The sequence below is a fragment of the Kitasatospora sp. NPDC086801 genome (genome assembly GCF_044745805.1).
Taxonomy (GTDB): domain Bacteria; phylum Actinomycetota; class Actinomycetes; order Streptomycetales; family Streptomycetaceae; genus Kitasatospora.
In genome coordinates this window covers 36,049-60,280 of record NZ_JBIVAX010000010.1, presented here as the reverse complement: position 1 = coordinate 60,280, position 24,232 = coordinate 36,049, and the positions used below count along the sequence as shown (strand labels likewise).

Here is a 24,232-nt window from a genome sequence, read left to right as displayed (position 1 = left end):
GGGCACACTGTGACCCCCGACCGAACGCCCGGGCCTCCCTCGTTCGGCCCACCCCTACCCTCAGCCCCGTTAGGAGTCCGCGGATGCGTGTCCGTGACCTGCTCGCCCCCGGCGCCCCGCGACTGCGCCTGCTCGCGGCCGAGGACGAGCTGGACCGGCAGGTCAGCGGCGTCATGACCACGGACCTGCACGACCCCGGCCGCTACCTGCACGGCGGCGAGCTGGTGCTCACCGGCATGCTGTGGCGCACCGGCCCGGCCGACTCCGAGCGGTTCGTGCGGACCATCGTGGCCGGCGGCGCGGTCGCCCTGGCGGCCGGCGAGGCCGAGGTCGGCCCGGTGCCCGAGGACCTGGTGGAGGCCTGCCGCCGGCACCGGATGCCGCTGCTGGCCGTCCCCGACGACATCGCCTTCGGCACCGTCACCGAGTTCATCGGCCGCCAGGTCTCCGCCGACCGCGCCGCCGACCTCGCCGCCCTCGTCGACCGGCACCGCCTGCTGGTCTCGGCGGCCGGCGGCGGCGGGCTGGACGCCGTGCTGGACCTGCTCGGCGGCGACCTCGACCTCGACTGCTGGGTGCTCACCCCCACCGGCGCGGTGATCGCCGGCCCCGCCGACCGCCTCCCGGCCGAGGACCGCGACCAGTTGGTCCGCGCCCACCTCGGCGCCCAGCGCCAGCGCCGCCGCCCCCCGCACCGGGCCCGTCTGGCCGGCGGCTCCTACTCGCTGCTGCCCGCCCCGGTCACGGCCGAGCACGAGACGCCGCTCGCCGACTGGGTGCTCGCGGTCGCGGGCGACGTCACCGAGTGGACCACCAAGCGCCAGCAGCTCGCCGAGAACCTGGCCCGCCTGGTCGCCGCCGAGCGCCACCGCCGCGACGAGGGCCGCCGGCTGCGCCGCCGCCTCGCCGACGAGGTGCTGGCCCTGCTCCAGCGCGACGCCGACCCGGCCGAGATCAGCCGCACCCTGTACGCCTCCTCGGCGATGGCCGCCCGCTACGAGAGCGCCGAGCCCAAGACCCAGGCCCAGGACGGTTCCTGGCTGGTGCTCAGCGCCGAGGGCGCCGGCCTGCCCGAGGGCGTGGTGCGCGCCGTCCTGGAGGAGGCGCTGGGCGGCACCACCGACCGCGCGCTGGTCGCCGGGGCCGGCTCCGGCGCCGTGGTGGTGCTGCCCGCCCTGGACGGCCCGGTGCCCGCCGACACCCTGCGCGAACTGCTCGCCCCGCTGGAGGCGGGCCTCGGCTCGGAGGGCCGGATCACCCTCGGCGTCTCCGCCCCCGCCTCTGAGGCCGGCGGCCTGCGCGGCGCCCTGGAGGAGGCCCGGCACGCCCGCCGGATCGCCGCCGCCCGGGTCGGCCGGGTCTGCGTGGCGGGCCCCGAGGAACTGGCCTCGCACGTGCTGCTGCTGGCGGCCGTCCCGGACGAGGTCCGCCGCGCCTTCCGCAGCCGGCTGCTGGACAAGGTGATCGCGTACGACATGGAGCACCAGGCGGACCTGGTCCGCACCCTGGAGGCGTTCCTGCGCTCGGACGGCTCCTGGACGCGCTGCGCCGCGCAGCTGCACGTCCACGTCAACACCCTGCGCTACCGGATCGGCCGGATCGAGGAGCTGACCGGCCGCGACCTCTCCCGGCTGGAGGACCGGGTGGACTTCTACCTGGCGCTCGAACTGGCCTGACAGCCGGGCCGGACGCCTGGGCCGGATGCCTGGGCCGGACGCCTGGACAGGACCCGGGCCGGGCAGTGCCTCATGCCGTAGGGGCCCGCCGCGAGCACTCGCGGCGGGCCCCTACGGCATGAGGCATCGTTACTGCACAGCGGGGGTTACTGCGGCGGGATGACGGCGGTCATCCACTCGAAGACGCTCGGCACCATGGTCTTCCACAGCTCGGTGGTGTGCGGGCCGTTGCTCTCCTGGACCTGGACCTTGGTCGGCTCCTTGGCCGCCGCCGCGATCGCCTGGCCGTCCTCCAGGCCGTCGCCCTTCTTGCCGCTGATGAAGAGGTTGACCTTCGGCGGCTGCTGGGCGCTCTTGAGGATGTTGACCGGGTTGTTGGCCTCGCGCAGCTTCGGGTCCTTGCCGACCAGGGAGTCGCTCTCGGAGGCCGGGTCGTTGTAGCCGGACATCGAGATCGCGGCCCGGTACCGGTTGGGGTGCGCCAGGGACAGCTTGGCCGCGCAGTGGGCGCCGGCCGAGTAGCCGGCGATGCCCCAGCGGTCCGGGGACGGGTCGGCGCGGAAGTTGTCCATGATCATCTGCGGGACGTCCCGGGTGAGCCAGGCGTCGGCGTTGATCTTGCCGGGGATGTCGGTGCAGCCGGCGTCCTGGTGGTTGCCGAGGAGCAGGGTGCGCGGTGAGACCAGGATGAACGGGGAGACCTTGCCCTGCTGCATCAGCGGCTTGAGCTGCTCGGAGACCTTGAGGGTGCCGTACCAGGTGGAGGAGGAGCCCGGGTAGCCCGGGATCAGCTCGACCACCGGGAACTTCTTGTCCTTGAACGCCGGGTCGTTGTACTGCGGCGGCAGCCAGACCAGCACCTCGCCGTCGACCCCGGACACCTGGCCCTTGAGCTCGGTCTTCTGGACGTCGCCGGGCACCGCCGGGTCGCCCACGCCGGCGAACTTCTGGAGCGCCTTCGGCGGCTGCTTGGCGGCGTCGCCGGCGCCCTGGCCGGCGCCCTCCTTGCCCGCGGCGGCGCCCTGGTCGGCCGGCGGCACCGAGGGCACGGCCCGGACGTGGTCACCGGTGCCGAGCAGGTCGTCCCAGTTGCCGTAGATCAGGTTGGCGTTGTTGACCATCACGAAGACCATCAGCACGGCCGTGATCTGGCAGAACATGATCATGACCAGCCTGGACAGGATCCGTACCGGGTTCGGTCCGCGGACCTTGCCCCAGAACAGCAGCGCCACCGCGATGGACACCGGCACCAGGATGACGGTGAGGATGAGGAATGGCGTACCTGTCAGTTGCATCGAGTTCTCGTATCCGGGTTGCTGGCCGCCCGGGCCCCACTCGCCCGAACGCACTCCAATGGCATCAGACGGCGCTGACCGATGATCGGTTGCCATCCGAATCTGTGCGGAACCTGAGAGGAACATCACGTTTCCTGTGATGTTCCTGTTTCGGGTCGGCGCCTAGTCTGCCACCCGGACGGCCGCCGTCCGGACGAGATGTCCAGCGAACTTCCAGGAAGGTCCCCCGGGGCACCTTACCTCCCGCGTCCTGCGCGCCGCCGGGCGAGGCGGTGTCATCCGCGCACGGCTCGGCCAGAGAGACTATGGGGATGAGCACAACCCGCTTTCGCCCGTCCCGCCGCTTCTGGCCCGCCTGCGCCCTCCTGGCGCTCGCGGTCACCGCGGCCGGTTGCAGCAGTACCGGAGGCCGCCGCGCCGAGGAGGCCCGCGCCAAGGCGTCGGCCACCGGCGGCAGCGCCGTCACCACCCCGCGCTGGAAGGTCGCCATGGTGACCCACGCCGGAGCCGGCGACGCCTTCTGGGACAGCGTGCGCAAGGGTGCCGAGCAGGCCGCCGCCAAGGACAACATCACCTTCCTGTACTCCAACGACGCGCAGACCCAGAACCAGGTCCAGCTCGTCCAGGCCGCCATCGACCAGAAGGTCGACGGCCTGCTGGTCACCCTCGCCAAGGGCGACGCCATGGCCGGCGTCCTCGGCAAGGCCAAGGCCGCCGGCATCCCCGTGATCACCGTCAACTCCGGCCAGGAGTACTCCGCCAAGTTCGGCGCGCTCACCCACATCGGCCAGGACGAGTCCACCGCCGGCCAGGCGGCCGGCACCGAGCTGGCCGACCGCGGCCGCAAGAACGTGCTCTGCGTCATCCACGAGCAGGGCAACATCGGCCAGGAGCAGCGCTGCTCCGGCGCCCAGTCCAAGGCCGGCGGCGCCTTCCAGGTGCTGTACGTGGACGGCGTCAACATGCCCGACGCCCGCGCCGCGATCTCCGCCAAGCTCCAGGCCGACCCGGCCATCGACACCGTGCTCACCCTCTCCGGCCCGATGGCCGCCACCGGCCTGCAGGCCGTCCAGGACGTCCACCGCGCCGTCGAGCTCGACACCTTCGACCTCGGGCCGCAGGTGGTGGCCGGCCTCAAGTCCGGCTCCGTCGGCTTCGCCGTCGACCAGCAGCCCTACCTCCAGGGCTACGAGGGCGTCGACCTGCTCTGGCTGTACAAGTCCAACCTGGACATGCTCGGCGGCGGCAAGCCCGTCGCGACCGGCCCGCAGATCCTGACCAAGGACGACGCCGACGCGCTCGCCGAGTACGTCGCGAGGGGGACCAGGTGAGCACCACCGACGTCCTCGCCCAGGACCGCCCGGCCGCGCTGCGCCGCCTCCTCGCCCGCCCCGAGCTGGGCTCGCTGATCGCCGCCGTCGCGGTGTTCACCGTCTTCGCCGCGGCCGCCGAACCCTTCCTGCGGGTCTCCTCGCTGGGCACCGTGCTCTACGCGGCGTCCACCATCGGGATCATGGCCGTCCCGGTCTCGCTGCTGATGATCGGCGGCGAGTTCGACCTGTCGGCGGGCGTGCTGGTCACCACCGCCGCGCTGACCTCCTCGATGGTCTCCTACCAGTTCACCGCGGTGACCTGGGTCGGCGTGCTGGTCTCGCTCGCCGTCACCCTGGCCGTCGGCGCCTTCAACGGCTGGATGCTCGGCCGCACCCGGCTGCCCAGCTTCATCGTCACCCTCGGCACCTTCCTGATGCTGACCGGCGCCAACCTCGGCGTCACCAAACTGGTCTCCGGCACCGTCTCCACCAGGCCGATCTCCGACATGGAGGGCTTCGCCTCCTGCCGCTGGCTGTTCGCCTCCGAGGTCACCGTCGGCGGGCTGACGATCAAGGCCACCGTCTGGTGGTGGCTCGGCCTGCTCGCGGTCGGCAGCTGGGTGCTGCTGCGCACCCGCTTCGGCAACTGGATCTTCGCCGTCGGCGGCGACCCGGACGCCGCCCGCGCGGTCGGCGTGCCGGTCGCCCGCACCAAGACCCTGCTCTACCTCGGCGTCGGCTTCGGCGCCTGGGTGCTCGGCCAGCACCTGCTGTTCTCCTTCGACACCGTGCAGTCCGGCGAGGGCGTCGGCAACGAGCTGATCTACATCGTCGCGGCCGTCATCGGCGGCTGCCTGATCACCGGCGGCTACGGCTCGGTGGTCGGCTCCGCGCTCGGCGCGCTGATCTTCGGCATGGCCAGCAAGGGGATCATCTACGCCCAGTGGAACCCGGACTGGTTCAAGTTCTTCCTCGGCGCGATGCTGCTGCTCGCCGCCCTGCTGAACGCGTACGTCAAGCGCCAGGCCGAACGGGGACCCCGATGAAGACCGAACTGCTCGCCCTGGAGGGCGTCGGCAAGAGCTACGGCACCGTCCGCGCCCTCCAGGACGTCTCGCTCACCCTGCACGCCGGCGAGATCAGCTGCGTGCTCGGCGACAACGGGGCCGGCAAGTCCACCCTGATCAAGATCATCGCCGGGCTGCACCAGCACGACGAGGGCACCTACACCGTCGGCGGCGAGGAGGTCCGGCTGGACTCCCCGCGCCAGGCCCTGGACCGCGGCATCGCCACCGTCTACCAGGACCTCGCCGTCGTCCCGCTGATGCCGGTCTGGCGCAACTTCTTCCTCGGCTCCGAGCAGGGCCACCGCCGCTGGGGCGGCCTGCGCCTGGACGCCGACGGCATGCGCGCCACCACCCGCGAGGCGCTCGCCCGGATGGGCATCGACCTGCACGACGTGGACCGCCCGATCGGCACCCTCTCCGGCGGCCAGCGCCAGTGCGTGGCGATCGCCCGGGCCGTCCACTTCGGCGCCAAGGCGCTCATCCTGGACGAGCCGACCGCGGCGCTCGGCGTCAAGCAGTCCGGAGTGGTGCTCAAGTACGTCACCGCCGCCCGCGACGCCGGGCTCGGGGTCGTCCTGATCACCCACAACCCGCACCACGCGTACCTGGTCGGCGACCACTTCACCCTGCTCAAGCGGGGCCGGATGGCCGGCAGCCACCCGCGCGCCGAGATCGGCCTCGAACAGCTCACCACCGAGATGGCCGGCGGCTCCGACCTCGCCGAACTCTCGCACGAGCTGGCCCGCCCGAACCCCACCGACCGTGAGGAGCGTCCGCAGCCGTGAACAGCCCCCAAGGCAGCACCCGGCCGGCCGTCCTGCCCACCCTGCTCGGCCTCGGCCCCCGCGCCGAGCGCCGCCGCCGCGCCCTGCCCGCCGGGATACTGCGACTGCCCACCATCGGCGTCGACATCGGCGGCACCAAGGTGGTCGCCGGGGTGGTCGACGGCGAGGGCAAGATCCTGGAGAAGCTGCGCACCGACACCCCCCACAAGAGCAAGAGCGCCAAGGTCGTCGAGGACGTCATCGTCGACCTGGTGCTGGAGCTCGCCGACCGGCACGACGTCCACGCCGTCGGCATCGGCGCGGCCGGCTGGGTCGACGCCGACCGCTCCACGGTGCTGTTCGCCCCGCACCTGAACTGGCGGGGCGAGCCGCTCCAGCAGGCGCTCAGCGAGCGGTTGCGCTTCCCGGTGATCGTCGAGAACGACGCCAACGCCGCCGCCTGGGCCGAATGGCGCTTCGGCGCCGGGCGCGGCGAGGACCACATGGTGATGCTCACCCTCGGCACCGGCATCGGCGGCGCCGTCGTCCGCGACGGCTACGTCGACCGCGGCAAGTACGGCCTGGCGGGCGAGTTCGGGCACATGCAGGTGCTGCCCGGCGGCCACCGCTGCCCGTGCGGCAACCGCGGCTGCTGGGAGCAGTACTCCTCCGGCAACGCGCTGGTGCGCGACGCCCGCGAACTCGTCGCCGAGGAGTCCCCGGTGGTGCAGCCGCTGCTCGCCCGGGCCGGCGGCACCGTCGAGGGCATCACCGGACCGCTGGTCACCGAGGCCGCCAGGGCCGGCGACCCGACCGCCACCGAACTGCTCTACGAGGTCGGCACCTGGCTCGGCGTCGGCATCGCCAACCTGGCCGCCGCGCTCGACCCGGGCCGCTTCGTCATCGGCGGCGGCGTCTCCGAGGCCGGCGACCTGCTGCTCGGCCCGGCCCGGGACACCTTCCGCCGCACCCTCACCGGGCGCGGCTTCCGGCCCGAGGCCAGCATCGTGCACGCCGCCCTCGGCAACGAGGCCGGCCTGGTCGGCGCCGCCGACCTCGCCCGGCAGGTCGCCCGCCGGTTCCGCACCATCAAGCGGCGGCGGGTCGAGCGCAGCGGCGTCTAGGTCCTGTCGACAGACGGGGTTCGCCTGATTCGGTTCCGTCAACTACCGGTTGGTAGCGGTGCGGTGTGGTTGTCGGGATCATGCCTCCTGTGAAACAACGGAGTTGACGTCGACTCAGGAGGAATCGGATGAGGGCTCTGACCCGCTTGGCGCCACCGCTGCTGCTCGCCACCGCCCTGGTCTGGTCCTGCGCCGGGCCGGCCGGGGCGGCGGGGGCGGTCCCGTCGCCGAAGGCCCCCGAGGCGGTGGGCTGGGGCGGGGCGGTGGCCAGCGTCGACGCCGACGCCACCGCGGCCGGCATCGAGGTGCTGCGCAAGGGCGGCAACGCGGTCGACGCGGCGGTCGCGACCGCGGCCGCCCTCGGCGTCACCGAGCCCTACTCCTCCGGCATCGGCGGCGGCGGGTACTTCGTCTACTACGACCACGCCAGCGGCCGGGTGCACACCATCGACGGCCGCGAGGTGGCCGGCCGCACCGCCGACAGCGGGCTGTTCCTGGAGGACGGCAAGCCGCTGGCCTTCGCCGACGCCGTCACCAGCGGGCTGTCCGTCGGCGTCCCCGGCACCGCCGCCACCTGGGACACCGCGCTGCGCCAGTGGGGCACCCGCCCGCTCGCCGACGCCCTGAAGCCCGCCGAGCGGATCGCCGACGACGGCTTCGTCGTCGACCAGACCTTCCGCGGCCAGACCGCCGACAACTACGACCGGTTCAAGGACTTCCCGGACACCGCCAAGCTCTACCTGCCCGGCGGCAAACCCCCCGAGGTCGGCACCGTCCTGCGCAACCCGGACCTCGCCGCCACCTACCGGCTGCTCGCCGAGGACGGCGTCAAGGCCTTCTACCAGGGCGACATCGGCAAGGACGTGGCCGACACCGTCCAGCACCCGCCGGTCGACCCGGCCTCCGGCCGCAAGGCCCGCCCGGGCAAGGTCGACACCGCCGACCTCGCCGCCTACCAGGTCCGCCGGCAGGCGCCCACCCACGTCCCGTACCGCGACTACGACGTCTACTCCATCGCGCCCTCCAGCTCCGGCGGCACCACCGTCGGCGAGGCGCTCGGCATCCTGGAGGACGGCGACCTCGGCGCGTACAGCGACACGCAGTACTACCACCACTTCCTGGACGCCTCCCGGATCGCCTTCGCCGACCGCAACCGCTGGGTCGGCGACCCGGCCTTCAGCGACGTCCCCACCAAGGAACTGCTCTCCGCGCGCTACGCCGCCTCCCGGGCCTGCCTGATCAGCCCCGACCGCGCCCTCACCAGCCCGCTCGCCCCCGGCGACCCGCGCCACCCCGCCGACTGCGCCGAGGCCGGCCCCGCCGTCGCCGAGCCGTACGAGGGCCCCAACACCACCCACCTCAGCGTGGCCGACCGCTGGGGCAACGTCGTCTCCTACACCCTCACCATCGAGCAGACCGGCGGCAGCGGCATCACCGTCCCCGGCCGCGGCTTCCTGCTCAACAACGAGCTCACCGACTTCGACTTCACCCCGCTCACCCCGGGCGTCCCCGACCCCAACCTGCCCGGCCCGGGCAAGCGGCCGCGCTCCTCGATCTCCCCGACCATCGTGCTGCGCGACGGCGAACCGCTGCTGGCCACCGGCAGCCCCGGCGGCGCGACCATCGTCACCACCACCCTGCAGGTGCTGCTCGGGCGGCTCGACCGGGGCCTGAGCCTGGAACAGGCCATCGCCGCGCCGCGCGCCAGCCAGCGCAACACCGTCGCCACCCAGGCCGAGCCGGGCTTCCTGGCGCTGCCCGAGCGGGCCGCGCTGGAGGCGCTCGGGCACAGCTTCACCCCCGTCGCCGAGATCGGCGCCGCCACCGGCGTCGAACGGCTGCCGGACGGGCGGTGGGTGGCCGCGGCCGAACCGGTCCGGCGCGGTGGCGGCTCCGCGGCGGTGGTCCGGCCAGCGGGCTGACCGGGCCCGCGGGCCGACCGGACCGGACTGTCGGTGCCGGGCGGTATGTTCGGGGTGGGCGTCCCCTCGCGGGGTGCCCACCCCTCGTCTTGACCGAACCGCTTGCCTGGACCGGACCGCTTGCCTTGACCGAAGCACCCGTCCGTACCGAAGCACCTGTCCGTACCGAACCACCGGGAAGGCCGCCCGCCGTGACCGTCCGCATCGCCACCTGGAACATCAACTCCGTCACCGCGCGGCTGCCCAAGCTCCTGGAGTGGCTGGAGAGCGCCAAGCCCGACGTGCTCTGCCTCCAGGAGCTCAAGTGCGCGGCCGACGCCTTCCCGTACGAGGAGGTGCGCGCCCTCGGCTACGAGACGGCCGCCCACGGCACCGGCCGGTGGAACGGCGTCGCGATCGTCTCCCGGCTCGGCCTGGACGACGTCGTGCGCGACCTGCCCGGCCAGCCCGGCTACCTCGCCGACGGCGCCCTGCTGCCCGACGTCGAGCCGCGCGCCGTCGCCGCCACCTGCGGCCCGGTCCGGGTCTGGTCGGTCTACGTGCCCAACGGCCGCGAGGTCGACCACGCCCACTACCGCTACAAGCTGGAGTGGCTGGAGGCGCTGCGCACAGCCGCCACCGAGGACGCCGCCGGGCCCCGCCCGTTCGCCGTCCTCGGGGACTTCAACATCGCCCCCGCCGACGAGGACGTCTACGACGCCGCCGCCTTCGAGGGCCTCACCCACGTCACCCCCGCCGAGCGGGCCGCGCTGGAGGCCCTCGGCGAGGTGGGCCTGCACGACGTGGTGCCGCGCCCGCTCAAGTACGACCGCCCCTACACCTACTGGGACTACCGGCAGCTGGCCTTCCCCAAGAACCGGGGCATGCGGATCGACCTCACCTACGCCAACAAGCCCTTCGTGGACGCCGTCACCGACAGCTACGTGGACCGCGAGGCCCGCAAGGGCAAGGGCACCTCGGACCACGCGCCGGTCGTGGTGGACCTCGATCTGTGAATCACCCTGGGTGAGGGGCGGTAACCCGAACGGTCCAGACCGGTGGCCGGGCCCGGGCGGGCTGCCTACTGTCGGGCATAACCGGGTGCAGTTGTTCGACCACGTGGACATCGGAGTCCCCCCGGCTGCGCCCGAGAATTCCGGAGGTTCCGGCATGCGCCCCACGCGTACGGCCGCCGCCGCCCTGATCGGCGCGACGGTACTGACCGGCCTGACGGCCCCCCTCGCATTCGCCAGGGACGGCGTGGCCTCGGTCAGCCCGTCCCAGGCCGCACCGGGCCAGACCGTGAAGGTCACGGTCTCCTGCGAGAAGTCGGACAAGCCCGACGCCAAGACCATCACCGCCCACTCCGCCGCGTTCGAGGGCGGCCCGGCCACCCTCACCCTGGGCTCCGACGGCAAGCACAGCGGCTCGGCCCGGCTGGCCGGCCAGCACTCCGGGGACAGCAAGGTCGACGGCACCTGCCCGGACGGCGGGGCCTTCTCCACCAGCGTCATGGTCACCGCCGTCTCGGCCGGCGGCGTCGACAAGGGCCAGGAGAAGGGCCAGGAGAAGGGCCCCGAGAAGGGTCCTGAGAAGGGTCCTGAGAAGGGCGCCGACAAGGGCCTCGGCGACTGGGGCAAGGCGGCCGGCGAATGGGCGGGCTCGCTCGGCCAGTCCGGCGCCGGCGGTCAGCAGGTCGCCCCGCACGGCGCCGTGAAGACCGGCCTCGGCGGCTCGGTCGCGGCCGACCCGGCGGAGCTGGCCGGGGGCCTGGCCCTGGTGGCGGGCGGCGTCGGAGGCTTCTGGCTGCTGCGGCGGCGCGGTGCCTGATGGGCACCGTCGCCGTTTCGTCTTTCCCCCGTTCGTCTTTCCCGCGCGCCGCCGGGCCCTGACCAGGCCGGCGGCGCACAGGCGTCTCAGCCGGCCTGCGGCGCGGGCTCCTGCTGCCGGTCCGGCCGGTGCGCGAGTTCGTGCGCGTCCCCGAGTCCGTGCGCGTGCTCGTGCTCGTACCGGAGGGTGCCGCTGGCCAGCAGGTACTGGGCCAGGACGTACGTCGCCATGATCCAGAACTGGTGCCCCGGCAGCTCCCGCCACTTCGCCAGCTGGGTGGCGATCAGCGTGTCGGACAGCAGGAACAGCGCCCCGCCCAGCCCGGTGCGCCAGCCCAGCCCGGCCGAGGTGACGGCCGTGGAGGCGAGCAGCAGGCTGTAGCCGGCCACCGGGATCCGCAGGTCCCCGAGGTCCGGCCAGAGCTGCCCGACCATGGCCGCCCAGGCGGTCGCGTACGCGGCTGCCACCACCAGGGCCCGCCGACGGTCGGTCAGCGCCCCGCGCCGGACGAACATCGTCACGTAGCAGACGTGCGCCGCCGCGAACGAGCCCATCCCGGCCAGGAACGCGGTGTCGTTCTTCAGCTGGAGCAGCACGTCCCCGCCCGCGCTCAGCAGCAGCGCCGGCGCCAGCGGCTTCGGCGCCCGCCGCCCGGCGGTGGCGGCCGCGGCGACGCTGTGTGCGGCCAGCAGCGGCATCAGGGCCGGCTTGGTGGCGTTCCGCAGCACGGACGCGCCGGACGCGATCGCGCCCAGGTGCGTCGCCGAGGCGGCCGCGAAGCCGCAGAGCAGGCCGGTGGCCGAGCGCAGGCGCCCGCTGAGGACGGCACGGGTGGTCGTACGGATGCTCATGCGGCTGCTGACCTCCGAGGTCGGGTCGTGGGGGAGCGGGACCGACCTTGCGGTGCACGCACCCCAACGCCGCCACGCCCGCCCTCCGGGCGGACGACGGGAGCTTGAAGACGACCCTAGGCGACCCGTCGGTGCGGCGGAAGAGCGGGTTACCGGTGCGTAACCCAGGTGGCGCGGGGCGGGTGGCGGCGCGGCGGCGGGTGCGGGTCGGCGGGCGGCGTAGCGGAGGGCGGTCGGCCACTTCGGCGCGCGGCCGGTTGCTGCCACCGGGTGACCCGGCCACCGTCTAGTCTGGTCCCCGACATGGAGCAGCAGGAGTACGCGGTCGGTGCCACCCGGGTGGCCGCCGGCAGGCCGGACGGGCGCACGGGCGGGACGGGGCGGAGGACCACCGACGCCCTCCTCGCCGTACGCGAACCCGCAGCTGAGGCGGCGCCCGAAGCGGTGTCCGGCCCCCGTGCTGACGCCGCGCCGACCCGGCCCGCCCCGGACCCGGGCGCCGCTTCCGCGCTCTCGCCCGACCCGGGCCTGCTCCGGCTCGCCCACTGGTTCGCCGCCGCCGCCCCCGGCACCGCCGACGACCTGTGCGCCGCCTCCTTCGGCCTCTACCCCGCCCGCCACCTCGGCGTCCCCGCCGAAGCGGCGCCCGACGCCGACGTCAGCTGGTGGCACGGCCCCACCGCGCACGCCACCGCCGCCCTGCGCTCCCGGGAGCCCCGCACCGCCGGCGGCCTGCGCCGGGCCCGGCGGGACGCCTCCGCGTTGCCCGTCGTCCGGTCAGGTGCCAAGCCGGGCAGGCCCGGCAGGCACCGCAAGCCCGAGCGCACCCGCTCGGTGCCGGGCGCGCAGGATCGTTCCGGCCCGGACCTTCCGATACCGGCCCCGGCCGCGGACCTTCCCTTGCCCGACATCCCCGTTGCGGACCGTTCCGCCGTGGAGGCTCCCGCCGTTGATCTGTCCGCCGTCGACGTTCCCGCCGCCGACGTTCCCACCGCCGACCTGCCCGCCGCCGACCTGCCTGCCGCCGAACGCCGGATCGCCGCCCGGCTGCTGCTCGCCCATCCGCTGGTCACCGCCTCCGGCCCGCACGCCGACGGCTTCCCGCTGATCCGCCGTCACCGCGACTGGCTCGTCGAACGCTTCGACACCCTGCTCGGCTACCGGCTCGTCGTCGGCCCCTGGCACGCCCGCCTCTGCAAGGCCGGCCTGGGCCCCGACGCCGCCCGCCGCCTCGAACACCCCGCCACCGGCGCCCCGTTCACCCCCGCCGGTTACGCCCAACTCGCTCTCGCCCTGGCCCTGATGGTCGACGCCCCCGAGCAACTTCCGTACGGGCGGCTGCTCGACGCCATGCACGCCGCCGCGCCCGGCCTCGCCGCCGGCCCGGCCGACCGCGCGATGGCCCTCGCCGCGCTCGCCGACTGGCAGGTCCTCGGCGACCTGCCGGCCGAGCCGGCTGCCCCGGCCGACCCCGCCGACCCCGCCGTCCGGGCCGCCGTGCTGACCGTCGACCGTGAACTCGCCCGCGCCGTCCCGGCCGACCACGCCATGGCCCTCGCCGGCGACGCCGCCGACCTCATCCGCCGCGCCGCCGACGCCGAACCCGCCACCGCCGTGCGCCGCCTGCTCGCCGAGACCCCCGCCGTCCTCGACGCCGACCTCCCCGAGGACCGGCGCGCCTGGCTGCACGAGCACCGGCTGAGCGGCCCGGCCGCGCTCGCCGACTTCCTCGGCCTGGAGACCGAACTGCGCACCGAGGGCGTCGCCCTGCTCGACCCCGCCGACGAGCTCACCGACCTCGTCTTCCCCGGCGCCGGCACCCTGCCCCAGGCCACCCTGCTGCTGCTGGAACGTCTGGTCGAGGAAGTCCGCCCGCTGCCCGGTGAGAGCGCTGGCGGCGGCGACGTCCCGATCCCCGACGCGCTGATAGACGGCGTCCTCGGCGACATCGCCGACGAGTACGGCCTCCCGGACCGCTGGCACCGCGACTACCTCGCCGACCGCACCGCACTGCGCCGCGGCGCCCTAGACCTGCTCCACCGCCTGGGCCTGATCACCCCCACCCCCCACGGCACCCGCCCCCCGGGCTGGCTCCTGCGCCCACCCGCCGCCCGCTACGCCCCCGCCCCGGACCTCCACCCCACCCCCGGCACCGGCCGCCACTCCCGCCCCGCGCCGGCCGGGGCCCGGGAGCAGCAGCGCGCCTGAGGCCCGTGCCGTCCAGTGCCGTCCAGTGCCGTCCAGTGCCGTCCCGTGCCGCGTCGGCGCCGGAAAGGCGAAAGCACCGCGTCCGGGGGTGGACGACGGTGCTGAAGGGGTGGAACGGGCGGTCTGCCGGTCACTTTCTCGCGGTGGCCGTGGTGGTGGCGAGGGTGCCGTGTCGGACGGTTTCGACGGTGGCGCCGACGCCGAAGGTGCCGAGGGCGATGGAGGCGAGGACGGCGGTGCCGGCGAGGAGGCGGCGGTGGCGCCGGGGGAGCGGGAAGCGCGGTTCCTGGTAGGGCGCCTGAGGGCTGGCGTTCATGACAGGGAGGGTCCCAGGGCGGTGTGAACGGTCGGTACGCGCGGGTGAAGTCCGGGCGGGGGTTGGGCGTCGGTTGGCCGCGTACGCCCCACCTGTGCGGGTGGGGCGTACGCGCTGGTCAGCGGCGTGGTGCGCGTTCGGCGAGGGCTTCGCCGACGGCGACCCGGACGGCGTCGCGCAGGCCGTGCACGGGGTGCAGGCGGGACGGGCCGGCGGCCGGGTCCTCGCGGAGCTCCTTCACCAGGGACACGCAGAGCAGCAGCATCACGACCACGAACGGCAGCGCGACCAGGATCGTCGCGTTCTGCAGCGCGGTGAGCCCGCCGGCCAGCAGCAGGGCCGCGGCGACCCCGCCCATCAGCACGCCCCAGACGACCACGAGCCAGGTGCGCGGGTGCAGCGAGCCGCGGCTGGAGAGCGAGCCGAGGACGAGGGAGGCGGAGTCGGCACTCGTGATGAAGAAGGTCATCACCAGCAGCACGGCGACGACGCTGGTGACGGAGCCGAGCGGCAGCGAGCGCAGCATCTCGAACAGCGAGGCCTCCGCGCCCTTCGGGATGGTCGAGACCAGGTCGGCCGCGCCGGTGGAGACCAGCCGGATCGCGGTGCCGCCCATCACGCAGAACCAGATCACGGTGGCCCCGCTGGGCACCAGCAGGACACCGAGCAGGAACTGCCGGATGGTGCGGCCGCGGGAGATGCGGGCGATGAAGGTGCCGACGAAAGGGGCCCAGGAGAGCCACCAGGCCCAGTAGAAGATCGTCCAGGAGCCGAGCCAGCTCTCGTCGGTGAAGGCGCCGGTCTGGGTGGACATGTCGAGCAGGTCGGAGAGGTAGCCGCCGACGGTGGAGGGGATCGAGTCCAGCGTGAACACCGTCGGGCCGAACACGAAGACGAAGAGCATGATCAGCGAGGCCAGGACGACGTTCGCGGTGGAGAGCCACTTGACGCCCTTGTGGACGCCGGAGAAGGCGGAGAGCACGAAGGCGGCGGTCAGCGAGCCGATGATGATCAGCTGGGCGTTCTGGGTGTTGCGCACGGAGGTGATGTAGCCGAGGCCGTCGGCGACCTGGAGCGCGCCGAGGCCGAGGCTGGTGGCGGAGCCGAAGACGGTGGCGAAGACGGCCAGCAGGTCGATCGCGCGCCCGGCCCAGCCGTCGGCGCCGCGTTGGCCGATGAGCGGGACGAAGGCGGCGGAGATGCGGTTGCCGCGGCCCTTGCGGAAGGTGGTGTAGGCGAGGGCGAGGCCGCCGACGGCGTAGATCGCCCAGGGGTGCAGGGTCCAGTGGAACAGCGAGAACTCCAGGGCCTGCTGGGCGGCGGCCGCGCTCTGCGGCTCCAGGCCGGAGCCGGGCTGCGGGGTGGCGAACAGTTGGAGCGGCTCGCCGACCCCGTAGAACATCAGGCCGATGCCCATGCCGGCGCTGAACATCATGGCGACCCAGGCGAGGGTGGAGAACTCGGGTTCGTCGTCGTCGCGGCCGAGCCGGATGCGGCCGAAGCGGCTGAAGGCGAGCAGCACGGTGAGGACGAGGAAGACGTCGGCGGCCACCACGAACAGCCAGCCGAAGTTGTGCAGGACCCAGCCGAGCGCTGTGCTGGAGGTCCGGCCGAGCGAGTCCTCGGCGAAGATGCCCCAGGCGACCACGGCCAGCACCAGGGCGGCGCTGATCCCGAACACCGCCCGGTCGGCGGGCAGGGTCGCGGCGGGTTCGTCGGGCTCCTCCGCGCGTTGGTCGGACTGCGGCGGCTGGCTGCTCATCGGGCGGACTCTCCTACCTCGGGGGCGGTCGTGGGCTTCGGCGGCATCGGTGGATTAAAGCTGCATGTCGCACTATGTCCAGTTCGCACCGTGAGGGGCGGGAGGGCGCGCCGGGGAGGCGGAGGGTGAGGACTTACGTCCTGTCAGGCCGCGTGCTCGCGGGCCGGGGCGTGCGCGGTGGCGAGGTACCGGGCGAGGACGCGGCGGCTGCGGGTGAGATCGTCGATCCGGGCGTCCAGGTCGGCGAGTTCGCCGCGCAGGGTGGTGAGCAGCTGCGGGCAGGCCTCCAGGACCGGGACGGGGCCGGTGGCGCAGGGGAGGAGCCCGGCGATGGCCCGGGTGGTCAGGCCGGCCGCGAGCAGACTGCGGATCTGCCGGACCCGGACGGTGTCCGCCTCGCCGTACTCGCGGTAGCCGGCCGCGCTGCGGGCCGGCCGGAGCAGGCCCTGTTCCTCGTAGTAGCGGAGCAGGCGGGTGGACACCCCGGTCAGGCGGGCGAGTTCTCCGATGCGCATGACCGGGCGAACGTCCGTCCGTTCCGGGGTGTTCCCGGGGTGCTCAAGGGGGTGTGTGAGGGGTGTACGAGGGGGGGCGTGCGAGTGGGGGAGTGCGAGGGGGGTGCTCAGTCCTTCACGAACTCCAGTATCACCTCGCGGAGTTGGGGCAGCAGCTCGATCATCGGCAGGTGGCCGCAGGCGAGTTCGGTGAAGCGGGCGCCGGGGATGCCCTCGGCCAGGACGCGGTGCTGGGACGGTGGCACGAGCCCGTCCTCGGCGGTGCCGACGACCAGCGTCGGGACGGCGATCGCCGCGAGCTCCGCGCGGACGTCGACGCGGGCGGCGAGCCGGAACTGCTGGCGGAAGCCGTCCGGCACCGGTGAGTTGAGCGCCTCCCGCAGCTCGGTGAGCCGATCGGCGGGCAGCGCCTCCACCCAGGTCTCGCCGAAGGCGACGGTCAGCATCAGCCGGGCGAGTTCGGCTGGCCGCTCCGCCAGGTCGACGGCGAGTCCGGCGAGCAGCCGCAGTCGCGCCGAGCCGCCGGCGACGCCCGCGAGCAGGAGCAGCGAGCGGACCCGGCCGGGGTGGCGGGTCGCGGCCCGGACGGCGACGGCGGCGCCCAGCGAGTAGCCGGCCAGGTCGAAGGAGTCCAGGCCCTCCTCGACGGCGGCGGCGACCAGCCGGTCGGCCAGTTCGTCCAGGGTGGGCTCGCCCGGCTCGTACGGGCTGTCGCCGGAACCGGGGTAGTCGGGGGCGACGACGGTGCGGTGGGCGGCGAGGTCCGGCAGCAGCGGGCCCCAGTTGTCCCGGGCGCTGCCGCCGGCGCCGTGCGCGAGCAGCAGGCCGGGGCCGGAGCCCCGGACGATCCGGGCGAGCGGGGAGAACGGGGCGAGCGGGGAGGGGACGGCTGGCACGGGTGCCTCCTGGGCGGGCTGTGGTGGACTGTCGCGGGTTGTCGTGGGCTGCGGATTCCCCGACAGCGGGAACGGTAGGAGTTCACACCGGTGAGAAGGTCAAGCCGGCGGCTGAAGCTGGTCGACGGCGGCGGCGGTGGACGTGCCGTCGGCCGCAGTCGGCGCCGCGCCGACCTGCGGGACGAGCCGCGCACCCACGGCTGGACGCGCTGGAGCATCGACCGGCGCTCCGAGCGGTCCGGCCGGTACGAGCTGGGCGCCCGCGTGACCGCCCGCCGGGGCGACACCCGGCCCGAGCGGGCGGTGGTCAACCGCGAGGGCTACCCGTTCGACGCCGTGGTGGTCCCCCGGTGACGGTGACGGTGGCGTAGGGCCGGTCGCCGTCAGGGCCGGTTTGCCGTCAGGGCCGGTGGGCGCCGGACGGGACCTCGTACGGCGCCGGGTACGGCGTCTCGTACGGGTTCAGCACCAGCCGCACCACGTCCTCCAGCCGCCGCCGGGCGTCGCCGAGGGTGGTGCGGCCGGTCACCCAGGCGGTCAGCTCGCCCTGCCAGGCGTGGGCGACGATGTGCCGCACCAGGTCGCTGGCGGCGGCCGGCACCTCGGCCGTCACCGCTTGGAGGGCGGTGCTGTCGGCCCGGGCCATGCCCTGGAGGGCCTCGCTGGCGAACGGGTCGGTGGAGGCGGCGACGGCCACCCGCAGCCGGGCCAGCTCGGGCTGGCGCTGGTAGGCCCGCATCCCGCCGCGGACGAACCGGACCGCCCGGTCGGTGGCCCCCAGCCCGGCACGCGGACCGCGCAGCTCCGCCACCAGGTCGGCCAGCAGCAGGCGGTGCCACTCGGCGATCGCCGCCGCCAGGAGGTGGTCCTTGGACGAGAAGTAGCGGTACGCCGTCCCCAGGGCGACTCCGGACCGCTCGCAGACCTGCTTCATCTGCAGCCGTTCGACGCCGATCTCGTTCACCAGGGCGAGCGCGGCCGCGATCAGGCTTCCGCGGCGTTCGAGCTGACGCGGAGACATCGCCTCCACCGGCCGTGGTGACAGGTCAACCTTGGTCACCCGCACCATGATACGGGCCGGGGCCGCTCAGGAGTATGACGCCGACCGGCCCCCTTGCGTTCGCCGCGCGGTCACCGTCGCCGGGCCCGGGCCGCTGATCCGCTCCGCCGACCCGTTCAGTCGGCCCGCTCCGTCCGGACCCGCTCCGTCCGGGACCACGGTGCCCGGACCGCGGTGTCCGGCCGGCGGTGTCCGGCCCGTGCTGTCCGGTCAGCGCAGCCGGCGGATCAGCGACTCCTGCACGGCGGAGGCGACCAGCCGCCCGTCGCGGCCGTAGAACTCGCCGAGCGACAGCCCCCGGCCGTCCGAGGAGGACGGGCTGCGCTGGGCGAACAGCAGCCACTCGTCGGCCCGGAACGGGCGGTGGAACCACATCGCGTGGTCGAGCGAGGCGATCAGCAGCCGGGGCGGTTCGGTGCGCTGGAAGAAGTTCGGCTGCTCGTGCAGCCCGGCGGTGGAGGCCAGGGTGAGGTCGGACAGGTAGGTGAGCGCGCAGACGTGCAGGAGCGGGTCGCCCTCGGGCAGCGGGGACGCGATGCGCAGCCAGACGAACTGCTGCGGCATCCCCGGCACGGACGGCGGCACGCCCGGCGCGTCCGGCGGGACGAAGCGCAGTTCGAGGTCGCGGAAGCCGCCGGTGCCGGTGATCGCCGCGCGCAGGGCCGGATCCCAGAGCGAGAAGGCGTCCGGCAGGGCCTCCGGCTCGGGCAGCGGCGGCATCGCGCGGTGGCGGTCGGTGGCGGCCTCGGGGCGCTTGAAGGAGGCGGAGAGGGTGAAGATCGCGTTCTGGTTCTGCACCGCCGTCACCCGCCGGGTGGTGTAGGAGACGCCCTCGCGGACCCGCTCGACCTCGTAGCGGATCGGCTGGGTCGGGTCGCCGGGCAGCAGGAAGTAGCCGTGCAGCGAGTGCACCGCGCGCGGGCCCTCGCAGGTGCGGCCGGCGGCGGTGAGCGCCTGCGCGGCGACCTGCCCGCCGAAGGCGCGCATCGGCGCTCCGGCGTGGCAGCGCCCCCGGAACGTGTTCTCGTCCAGTCGCTCGATCTCCAGCAGTCCGGCGAACGAGCCGGCCGGGCGGTCGGCCCGGATTTCCTGTTCGGTCAGGTCGGTCACGGGCCCATAGTGGCAGAATCCCGCCGCGCCGCGGTGTGACCTGGGTAACGCCCCGCGGGCTCCTCCGATTGGTAGAACCTGTTCCAGTGCGGTTGCCGCCCGACGGATTGTCAGTGCCCTCACCTAGCGTGTTCGACATGACGCAATCCGCACACGCGTACGCCTATCTGCGCCCGTCAGCCGTCCTCGACGGCGACGACGGCCGGCACCTCGACCTGGCCACCTCCGGCGGCGCCACCCCGCTCGGGGAGGCGGCCAACCCGCGCTTCTTCGCGGGCTTCCTGGCCGACCCGGCGCCGGCCGCGGCCGCGCTGCTCGCCGTCGCGGACGTCGCCGCCGCCCGGTACTACCAGCCGCAGCTGCGCGCCTCGCTCGACCCGGTGGTCACCGCCAACGGGGACCGGCTGCGCTTCGAGTCGTTCTCCGGCTGCTGCGGCGTCTACGCCCGGCTCGACGTGCTCCAGACCGGCCTCGACGGCGACGACATCGGCCACGGCACCACCAACGTGGACGTCAACAACCCGCTGCGGGAGGCCCTGACCAGGATCGGCCCGGCCGACCCGCTGCACCTCGCGGTCGGGCCGGACGCGCTGGAGGTCACCAGCTTCGACGGGCCGCTGGTCGAGAAGAAGGTGCCGCTGCCGCAGCGCTGGCTGCGCGGCTTCGCCGAGACCCAGGTCGTCGCCGCCGGCTTCGACCTGCGCGCCGAACTGCCCGCCGCCGAGGCGGTCCGCTTCCTGCGCTCGCTGCCGCGCGGCGGCCGCTCCAGCACCGCCTGGGTCGTCCCGGCCGGGCGGACGCTGCGGCCCACCACCCGACCGGTGCCCGGCGCGGTCTGCCTGCCCGGGCCCGACCGGCTGGTGGCGCTCCAGCGGGTGCTGCGGCACGCGCTCGCCCTGCGGGTGTACGGCCCCCTCGCCGCCACCGGCCCGGCCGCCTCGGCCTGGGAGGTGGTCATGCCCGGCATGCGGCTCACCCTGACCCTCTCGCCCGACGCCTCCCGGGGCTTCTCCGGCGAGGGCGGGGTGCTCGACGCGCTCGCCACCGGCACCGCCGAGCAGGACGCCGACCTCGTCGCGGTGCTGCTCGCCTGGGAGCCGCGGATCGAGGTCGCCGACCTCGCCGAGCAGTCCGGGCTCAGCCCCGAGCGGGTCCGCGCCGCCCTCACCCGGCTCGGCACCGCCGGGCAGATCGGCTACGACACGGCCGAGGCCGCCTACTTCCACCGCCAGCTCCCGTACGACGCCGGGCGGGCCGAGGCCGCCAACCCGCGGCTGCGGGCCGCCCGGGCGCTGGTCGCGGCCGGCGCGGTACGGCTGGAGCCCGGCGGTACGACGGCCGTCGTCACGGTGGACGACCACCTCCAGCGGGTGCGCACGGACGAGGCGGGGCGCCTCGGCTGCACCTGCCTGTGGTGGGCCAAGTACCGTGGCGGGCGCGGTCCGTGCAAGCACGCGCTGGCGGTCGCGATGGTGCGGGAGGCGGCCGGGGAACGGGTGCCGACGGTGCCGACGGTTCTGACGGTCGCGAAGGAGGTCCAGGCGTGAACGCGGTGACGCAGGTGTCGGAAGCGGTACGGACGGCGGAAGCGGTGCGGACGGCGGAAGCGGTGCCGGGCGGGGCGGCGGTCGAGGACCTGCTCGCCGCCGTGCGGGGCGGGCGGACGCCGCAGATACCGGCGCTGGTCGCCGCGCTGGACCAGACGCAGCGCCGGGAGTGCCTGCCCGCGCTGAAAGCGCTGCGCAAGGAACTGCGTGACGAGTGGTCGAAGGAGGCGCTCGCCAGCAAGGGCGCCCTGCTGCTGGCCGGCGCGGGCTGCCACACCGGCCCGGCTGGCGCCGCCACCTGGCTCGGCGCCCGCGACTTCACCTCGCGCGAGTGGGCCAAGCACCCCGCGTTGGCCCAACTCGTCGCGGCCCAGCCGGTGGAGTGGCAGATCGAGGTGGCCACCCGGCTCGCCGACCGGCCGGCGCCGGGCTGGGGCTGGCCGCTGTACCCGGTGATCGAGGCCGTGGTGCGCCGCACCGGTTGCGCGGTGCCGCAGAACGAGGCCTTCGTCCGCGAGTGGGTGGAGCGCAAGCGGCAGGGCAGCGGCCCACGGCTCACCCTGGTCGAGCTGCTGCGGGCCGACTCCTTCACCCCGGTGCTGCTGCCCCGGGTCTTCGAACTCGCGGACATCGGCGGCGCGATGTCCTTGCGGTTCAGTCCCCGCCCCGGGGACGCCCTGACGGAGGCGATCGCCGAACTCGCCGCCGCCGGCGAGCTCGACCGGGCCGACCTGATCGACCGCTGCCTGGCCCGGCTGCTGCGCGGCGGCAAGCCGGCCGACCAGCGCTTCTTCCTCGACGTGCTGCGGGCCCTCGCCCCGACACCGCAGGAGTACGCCGCCCGGGTGCGGGACGTGCTGCCGCTGCTGGACGGGCTGTCGGTGGTCGCCGGGCACGCCCAGGACGTGCTCGCCGGGCTGGACGAGGCCGGGTTGATCGAACCCGAGGCGCTGGTCGAGGCCTCCGCGGTGGTGCTGTTCCGGGCCGAGAAGAAGCTCGTCCGCGCCCAACTGGGCTGGCTGGAGCGGGCGGCCCGGCGTACGCCCGGGCGGTCCGGGCCGGTGGTGCTCGCGGCCGCCGAGGCGTTCGGGCACCCGGACCAGGCCCTCCAGGAGCGGGCACTGAACGTGGTGGCCCGCCACCTGCGGGCGGCCGGGGAGGCGGTCCTGCCCGAACTGCGGCTCGCCGCCGAGGCGCTGAACCCCGCCCACCACCGGCGCGCCGGCGAACTGTTCGGCGCCCCGGTCGGCGACGGCGACGGCGACGGCGACGACCCGGACACCGGGTGGAACGAACTCCTCCCGCCCGCCCCCCAGCCCCTCCCGCTCGGCCCGCCGATCGCCTCGGCCGCCGAACTCGCGCAGGAGCTGTCCGCCCTGCTCGCCGCCGACGAACCGGAGCCGGCGGTCTTCGAACGCGTGCTGGACGGCCTGGTCCGCCAGGCCCACCGGGACCGGGCGGCGCTCGCCGAGGCGCTGGAACCGGTCCGGCGGGTCCACCCGTGGGACGGCGTCGGCCGCTGGCACGACTGCGGGCCCCGGGACGTCCTCTACGTCGCGGCCGCGGTGGCCGGCGAGACACCGCCGCGCCGGGTCCGGGACTTCCTCGGCGGCAAGGGCCGCTCCCCGCTGCGCGGGCAGAACAACACCGCGCAGGGCACCGTCCTCGCCGCCCGGCTGGAGGAGGCCGCCTGGCAGGTGACCGCCGACCAGCCGCCCTACCTGCTGGCCACCCCGACCGACACCACCGGCGCGCTCGACCCCGGCACGCTGGTCGAACGCCTCGCCGGGTACCAGACGGCGGGCGTCACCCCCGGCCGGGCCGACCTGTGCGCGGCCCTGCTGCGGGTCGGCCCCCGCGCCGACGCCGGAGTGCTGCGCGCCGCCGAGGCGCTCACCTCGCCGTCCGGGCGCTGGGCCGCCCAGTGGTTGCGCACCGGCGGTCTGCCCGACCAGCCGTCCGATCGGGTGCTGTTCGCCCCGGGCCGGGGCTCGAAGCACGGCCACCACTACGAGGAGCGCTGGTGGGAGGACGTCCGGCGGGTGGCCGTCGCCCAGCCCGGCATCGGGGCCGGCCCGAAGGGCCCGGACGGCGAGCGGCTCGCCCCCGAGTTCCGGGCACTGCTGGAGGGCACCGAGCCGAGCGTGGCCCGGGTCCGCACGGTGGCCAACTGGATCTGGCGGCCCACCGCGCACTGGGCCGCGATGCTCCCCTGGCACCGGGAGGAGCTCGCCGCCCGCTGGCTCGACCACTTCGCCGCCGGCGCCGACCGGGACGAGCGCGACGCGGGCCGACTGCTGCCCACCCTCGCCGAGGCCGGCGGCCCGGCCGGGCTCGCCCTGCACCTGGCGCTGGCCTACGGCCTGGGCGCCCGGCACGTCGACGACCGGACGTCGGCCGTCGACGCCCTGCTGGTGCTCGCCGCCCGCGGTGACCTGGACGGCGCGCAGCTCGGCCGGGAACTCGGTGCGCTGGTCGACTGCGGCGCGGTGAAGCCCAACCGGCTCGCGGCGTCGCTCACCCTGGCCGCCGGGACGGGCGCCTACGGCACGGTCTGGTCGGTGCTCGGGCCCGCGCTGCCGGTCCTGCTGGGCGGTGAGGGCACGTCCGCCCGGGGCCTCGGCGACCTGCTCGCCCTCGCGGCGGACTGCGCCCGGCGCACCGGCGCCCGGGGGCCGGTGGCCGAGGTGACGGCGACGGCGGAGCAGGGCGGATCGAGCCGCCTGGTCAAGGAGGCCCGCGCACTGCGGGACGCCCTGGCGGGGTGACGCGGCGACCGCCACCGGGGCGGGGGCCTCCGGGGCGGGGGCCACTGCCGGGTGTCGGCCGGTCACGGCTGGGGTCAGGTCATGGCCGGCGGCGGGTCATCGCCGGTGTCCAGGCGTGGCCGGTGTCCGGGCGTGGCCGGTGTCCGGGCGTGGCCGGTGTCCGGGCGTGGCCGGTGTCCGGGCGTGGCCCGTGTCCGGGCACGGGTGGTGTCCGGTCACGGGCCTAGGG

General features: G+C 74.8%; 20 protein-coding genes. 12 read left to right on the top strand and 8 right to left on the bottom strand.

The window, feature by feature from the left end:
- Positions 1 to 83 precede the first annotated feature (83 nt).
- Positions 84 to 1,676, top strand: a complete 1,593-nt coding sequence (locus tag ACIPLC_RS14350; protein ID WP_400473268.1) for a PucR family transcriptional regulator — start codon at positions 84 to 86, stop codon at positions 1,674 to 1,676.
- A gap of 146 nt (positions 1,677 to 1,822) precedes the next feature.
- Here the strand turns inward: ACIPLC_RS14350 and ACIPLC_RS14345 are convergent, their stop codons facing one another.
- The gene (locus ACIPLC_RS14345; RefSeq protein WP_400473267.1) at positions 1,823 to 2,971 is read right to left on the bottom strand and encodes an alpha/beta hydrolase; all 1,149 of its coding nucleotides are present in this window, start codon (positions 2,969 to 2,971) and stop codon (positions 1,823 to 1,825) included.
- Positions 2,972 to 3,282: 311 nt separating this feature from the next.
- Between ACIPLC_RS14345 and ACIPLC_RS14340 the strand changes: the two genes are divergently transcribed.
- The 7 genes from ACIPLC_RS14340 to ACIPLC_RS14310 all read left to right on the top strand — a co-directional run bounded on the left by ACIPLC_RS14340 (position 3,283) and on the right by ACIPLC_RS14310 (position 10,970).
- Positions 3,283 to 4,302, top strand: a complete 1,020-nt coding sequence (locus ACIPLC_RS14340; protein ID WP_400473266.1) for a substrate-binding domain-containing protein — start codon at positions 3,283 to 3,285, stop codon at positions 4,300 to 4,302.
- A complete protein-coding gene (locus ACIPLC_RS14335) occupies positions 4,299 to 5,330 on the top strand; it encodes an ABC transporter permease (protein WP_400473265.1) in 1,032 nt (343 codons plus the stop codon). Before ACIPLC_RS14340 ends, ACIPLC_RS14335 begins: the two co-directional genes overlap by 4 nt.
- Positions 5,327 to 6,136 carry an ATP-binding cassette domain-containing protein gene (locus ACIPLC_RS14330; RefSeq protein WP_400473264.1) on the top strand — a complete coding sequence of 270 codons (810 nt, stop codon included), beginning with the start codon at positions 5,327 to 5,329 and terminating at the stop codon, positions 6,134 to 6,136. The genes ACIPLC_RS14335 and ACIPLC_RS14330 overlap by 4 nt, the downstream gene beginning before the upstream one ends.
- The gene (locus ACIPLC_RS14325; protein WP_400473263.1) at positions 6,133 to 7,239 is read left to right on the top strand and encodes an ROK family glucokinase; all 1,107 of its coding nucleotides are present in this window, start codon (positions 6,133 to 6,135) and stop codon (positions 7,237 to 7,239) included. The genes ACIPLC_RS14330 and ACIPLC_RS14325 overlap by 4 nt, the downstream gene beginning before the upstream one ends.
- A gap of 128 nt (positions 7,240 to 7,367) precedes the next feature.
- Positions 7,368 to 9,161, top strand: coding sequence for a gamma-glutamyltransferase (ggt, locus tag ACIPLC_RS14320; protein WP_400473262.1), 1,794 nt, complete (start codon positions 7,368 to 7,370; stop codon positions 9,159 to 9,161).
- A gap of 191 nt (positions 9,162 to 9,352) precedes the next feature.
- On the top strand, positions 9,353 to 10,156 hold the full coding sequence (locus tag ACIPLC_RS14315; protein WP_400473261.1) for an exodeoxyribonuclease III: 804 nt from the start codon (positions 9,353 to 9,355) through the stop codon (positions 10,154 to 10,156).
- A gap of 154 nt (positions 10,157 to 10,310) precedes the next feature.
- Positions 10,311 to 10,970 carry a hypothetical protein gene (locus ACIPLC_RS14310; RefSeq protein WP_400473260.1) on the top strand — a complete coding sequence of 220 codons (660 nt, stop codon included), beginning with the start codon at positions 10,311 to 10,313 and terminating at the stop codon, positions 10,968 to 10,970.
- An 86-nt stretch (positions 10,971 to 11,056) separates the two neighbouring features.
- Here ACIPLC_RS14310 and ACIPLC_RS14305 read toward each other — a convergent pair whose 3' ends face one another.
- A complete protein-coding gene (locus ACIPLC_RS14305) occupies positions 11,057 to 11,821 on the bottom strand; it encodes a lysoplasmalogenase (protein ID WP_400473259.1) in 765 nt (254 codons plus the stop codon).
- A 303-nt stretch (positions 11,822 to 12,124) separates the two neighbouring features.
- On the opposite strand from ACIPLC_RS14305, the gene ACIPLC_RS14300 reads away from it, so the two are divergent.
- Positions 12,125 to 14,029 (top strand): DUF2398 family protein, encoded by a 1,905-nt coding sequence (locus ACIPLC_RS14300; protein WP_400473258.1) that lies wholly within the window; start codon positions 12,125 to 12,127, stop codon positions 14,027 to 14,029.
- A gap of 130 nt (positions 14,030 to 14,159) precedes the next feature.
- Here the strand turns inward: ACIPLC_RS14300 and ACIPLC_RS14295 are convergent, their stop codons facing one another.
- The 4 genes from ACIPLC_RS14295 to ACIPLC_RS14280 all read right to left on the bottom strand — a co-directional run bounded on the left by ACIPLC_RS14295 (position 14,160) and on the right by ACIPLC_RS14280 (position 17,518).
- On the bottom strand, positions 14,160 to 14,345 hold the full coding sequence (locus ACIPLC_RS14295; protein WP_400473257.1) for a hypothetical protein: 186 nt from the start codon (positions 14,343 to 14,345) through the stop codon (positions 14,160 to 14,162).
- A gap of 118 nt (positions 14,346 to 14,463) precedes the next feature.
- Complete coding sequence (locus tag ACIPLC_RS14290) at positions 14,464 to 16,107, bottom strand: BCCT family transporter (RefSeq protein WP_400473256.1); 1,644 nt, start codon at positions 16,105 to 16,107, stop codon at positions 14,464 to 14,466.
- Between the two features lie 143 nt (positions 16,108 to 16,250).
- Positions 16,251 to 16,622: a MerR family transcriptional regulator gene (locus ACIPLC_RS14285; RefSeq protein ID WP_400473255.1), complete on the bottom strand. Its 372-nt coding sequence runs from the start codon at positions 16,620 to 16,622 to the stop codon at positions 16,251 to 16,253.
- A 107-nt stretch (positions 16,623 to 16,729) separates the two neighbouring features.
- Positions 16,730 to 17,518 carry an alpha/beta fold hydrolase gene (locus ACIPLC_RS14280; protein ID WP_400473254.1) on the bottom strand — a complete coding sequence of 263 codons (789 nt, stop codon included), beginning with the start codon at positions 17,516 to 17,518 and terminating at the stop codon, positions 16,730 to 16,732.
- Positions 17,519 to 17,608: 90 nt separating this feature from the next.
- Between ACIPLC_RS14280 and ACIPLC_RS14275 the strand changes: the two genes are divergently transcribed.
- Entirely contained in the window at positions 17,609 to 17,872 is a 264-nt protein-coding gene (locus ACIPLC_RS14275) for a hypothetical protein (protein WP_400473253.1), read from the top strand.
- Positions 17,873 to 17,918: 46 nt separating this feature from the next.
- Here the strand turns inward: ACIPLC_RS14275 and ACIPLC_RS14270 are convergent, their stop codons facing one another.
- Together ACIPLC_RS14270 and ACIPLC_RS14265 are read right to left on the bottom strand one after the other, a co-directional pair.
- Positions 17,919 to 18,578, bottom strand: coding sequence for a TetR/AcrR family transcriptional regulator (locus ACIPLC_RS14270; RefSeq protein WP_400473252.1), 660 nt, complete (start codon positions 18,576 to 18,578; stop codon positions 17,919 to 17,921).
- A 210-nt stretch (positions 18,579 to 18,788) separates the two neighbouring features.
- The gene (locus ACIPLC_RS14265; protein ID WP_400473251.1) at positions 18,789 to 19,688 is read right to left on the bottom strand and encodes an acyl-CoA thioesterase; all 900 of its coding nucleotides are present in this window, start codon (positions 19,686 to 19,688) and stop codon (positions 18,789 to 18,791) included.
- Positions 19,689 to 19,825: 137 nt separating this feature from the next.
- On the opposite strand from ACIPLC_RS14265, the gene ACIPLC_RS14260 reads away from it, so the two are divergent.
- Together ACIPLC_RS14260 and ACIPLC_RS14255 are read left to right on the top strand one after the other, a co-directional pair.
- Complete coding sequence (locus tag ACIPLC_RS14260; protein WP_400473250.1) at positions 19,826 to 21,235, top strand: SWIM zinc finger family protein; 1,410 nt, start codon at positions 19,826 to 19,828, stop codon at positions 21,233 to 21,235.
- Entirely contained in the window at positions 21,232 to 24,003 is a 2,772-nt protein-coding gene (locus ACIPLC_RS14255) for a DUF6493 family protein (protein ID WP_400473249.1), read from the top strand. The genes ACIPLC_RS14260 and ACIPLC_RS14255 overlap by 4 nt, the downstream gene beginning before the upstream one ends.
- Positions 24,004 to 24,232: the final 229 nt, after the last annotated feature.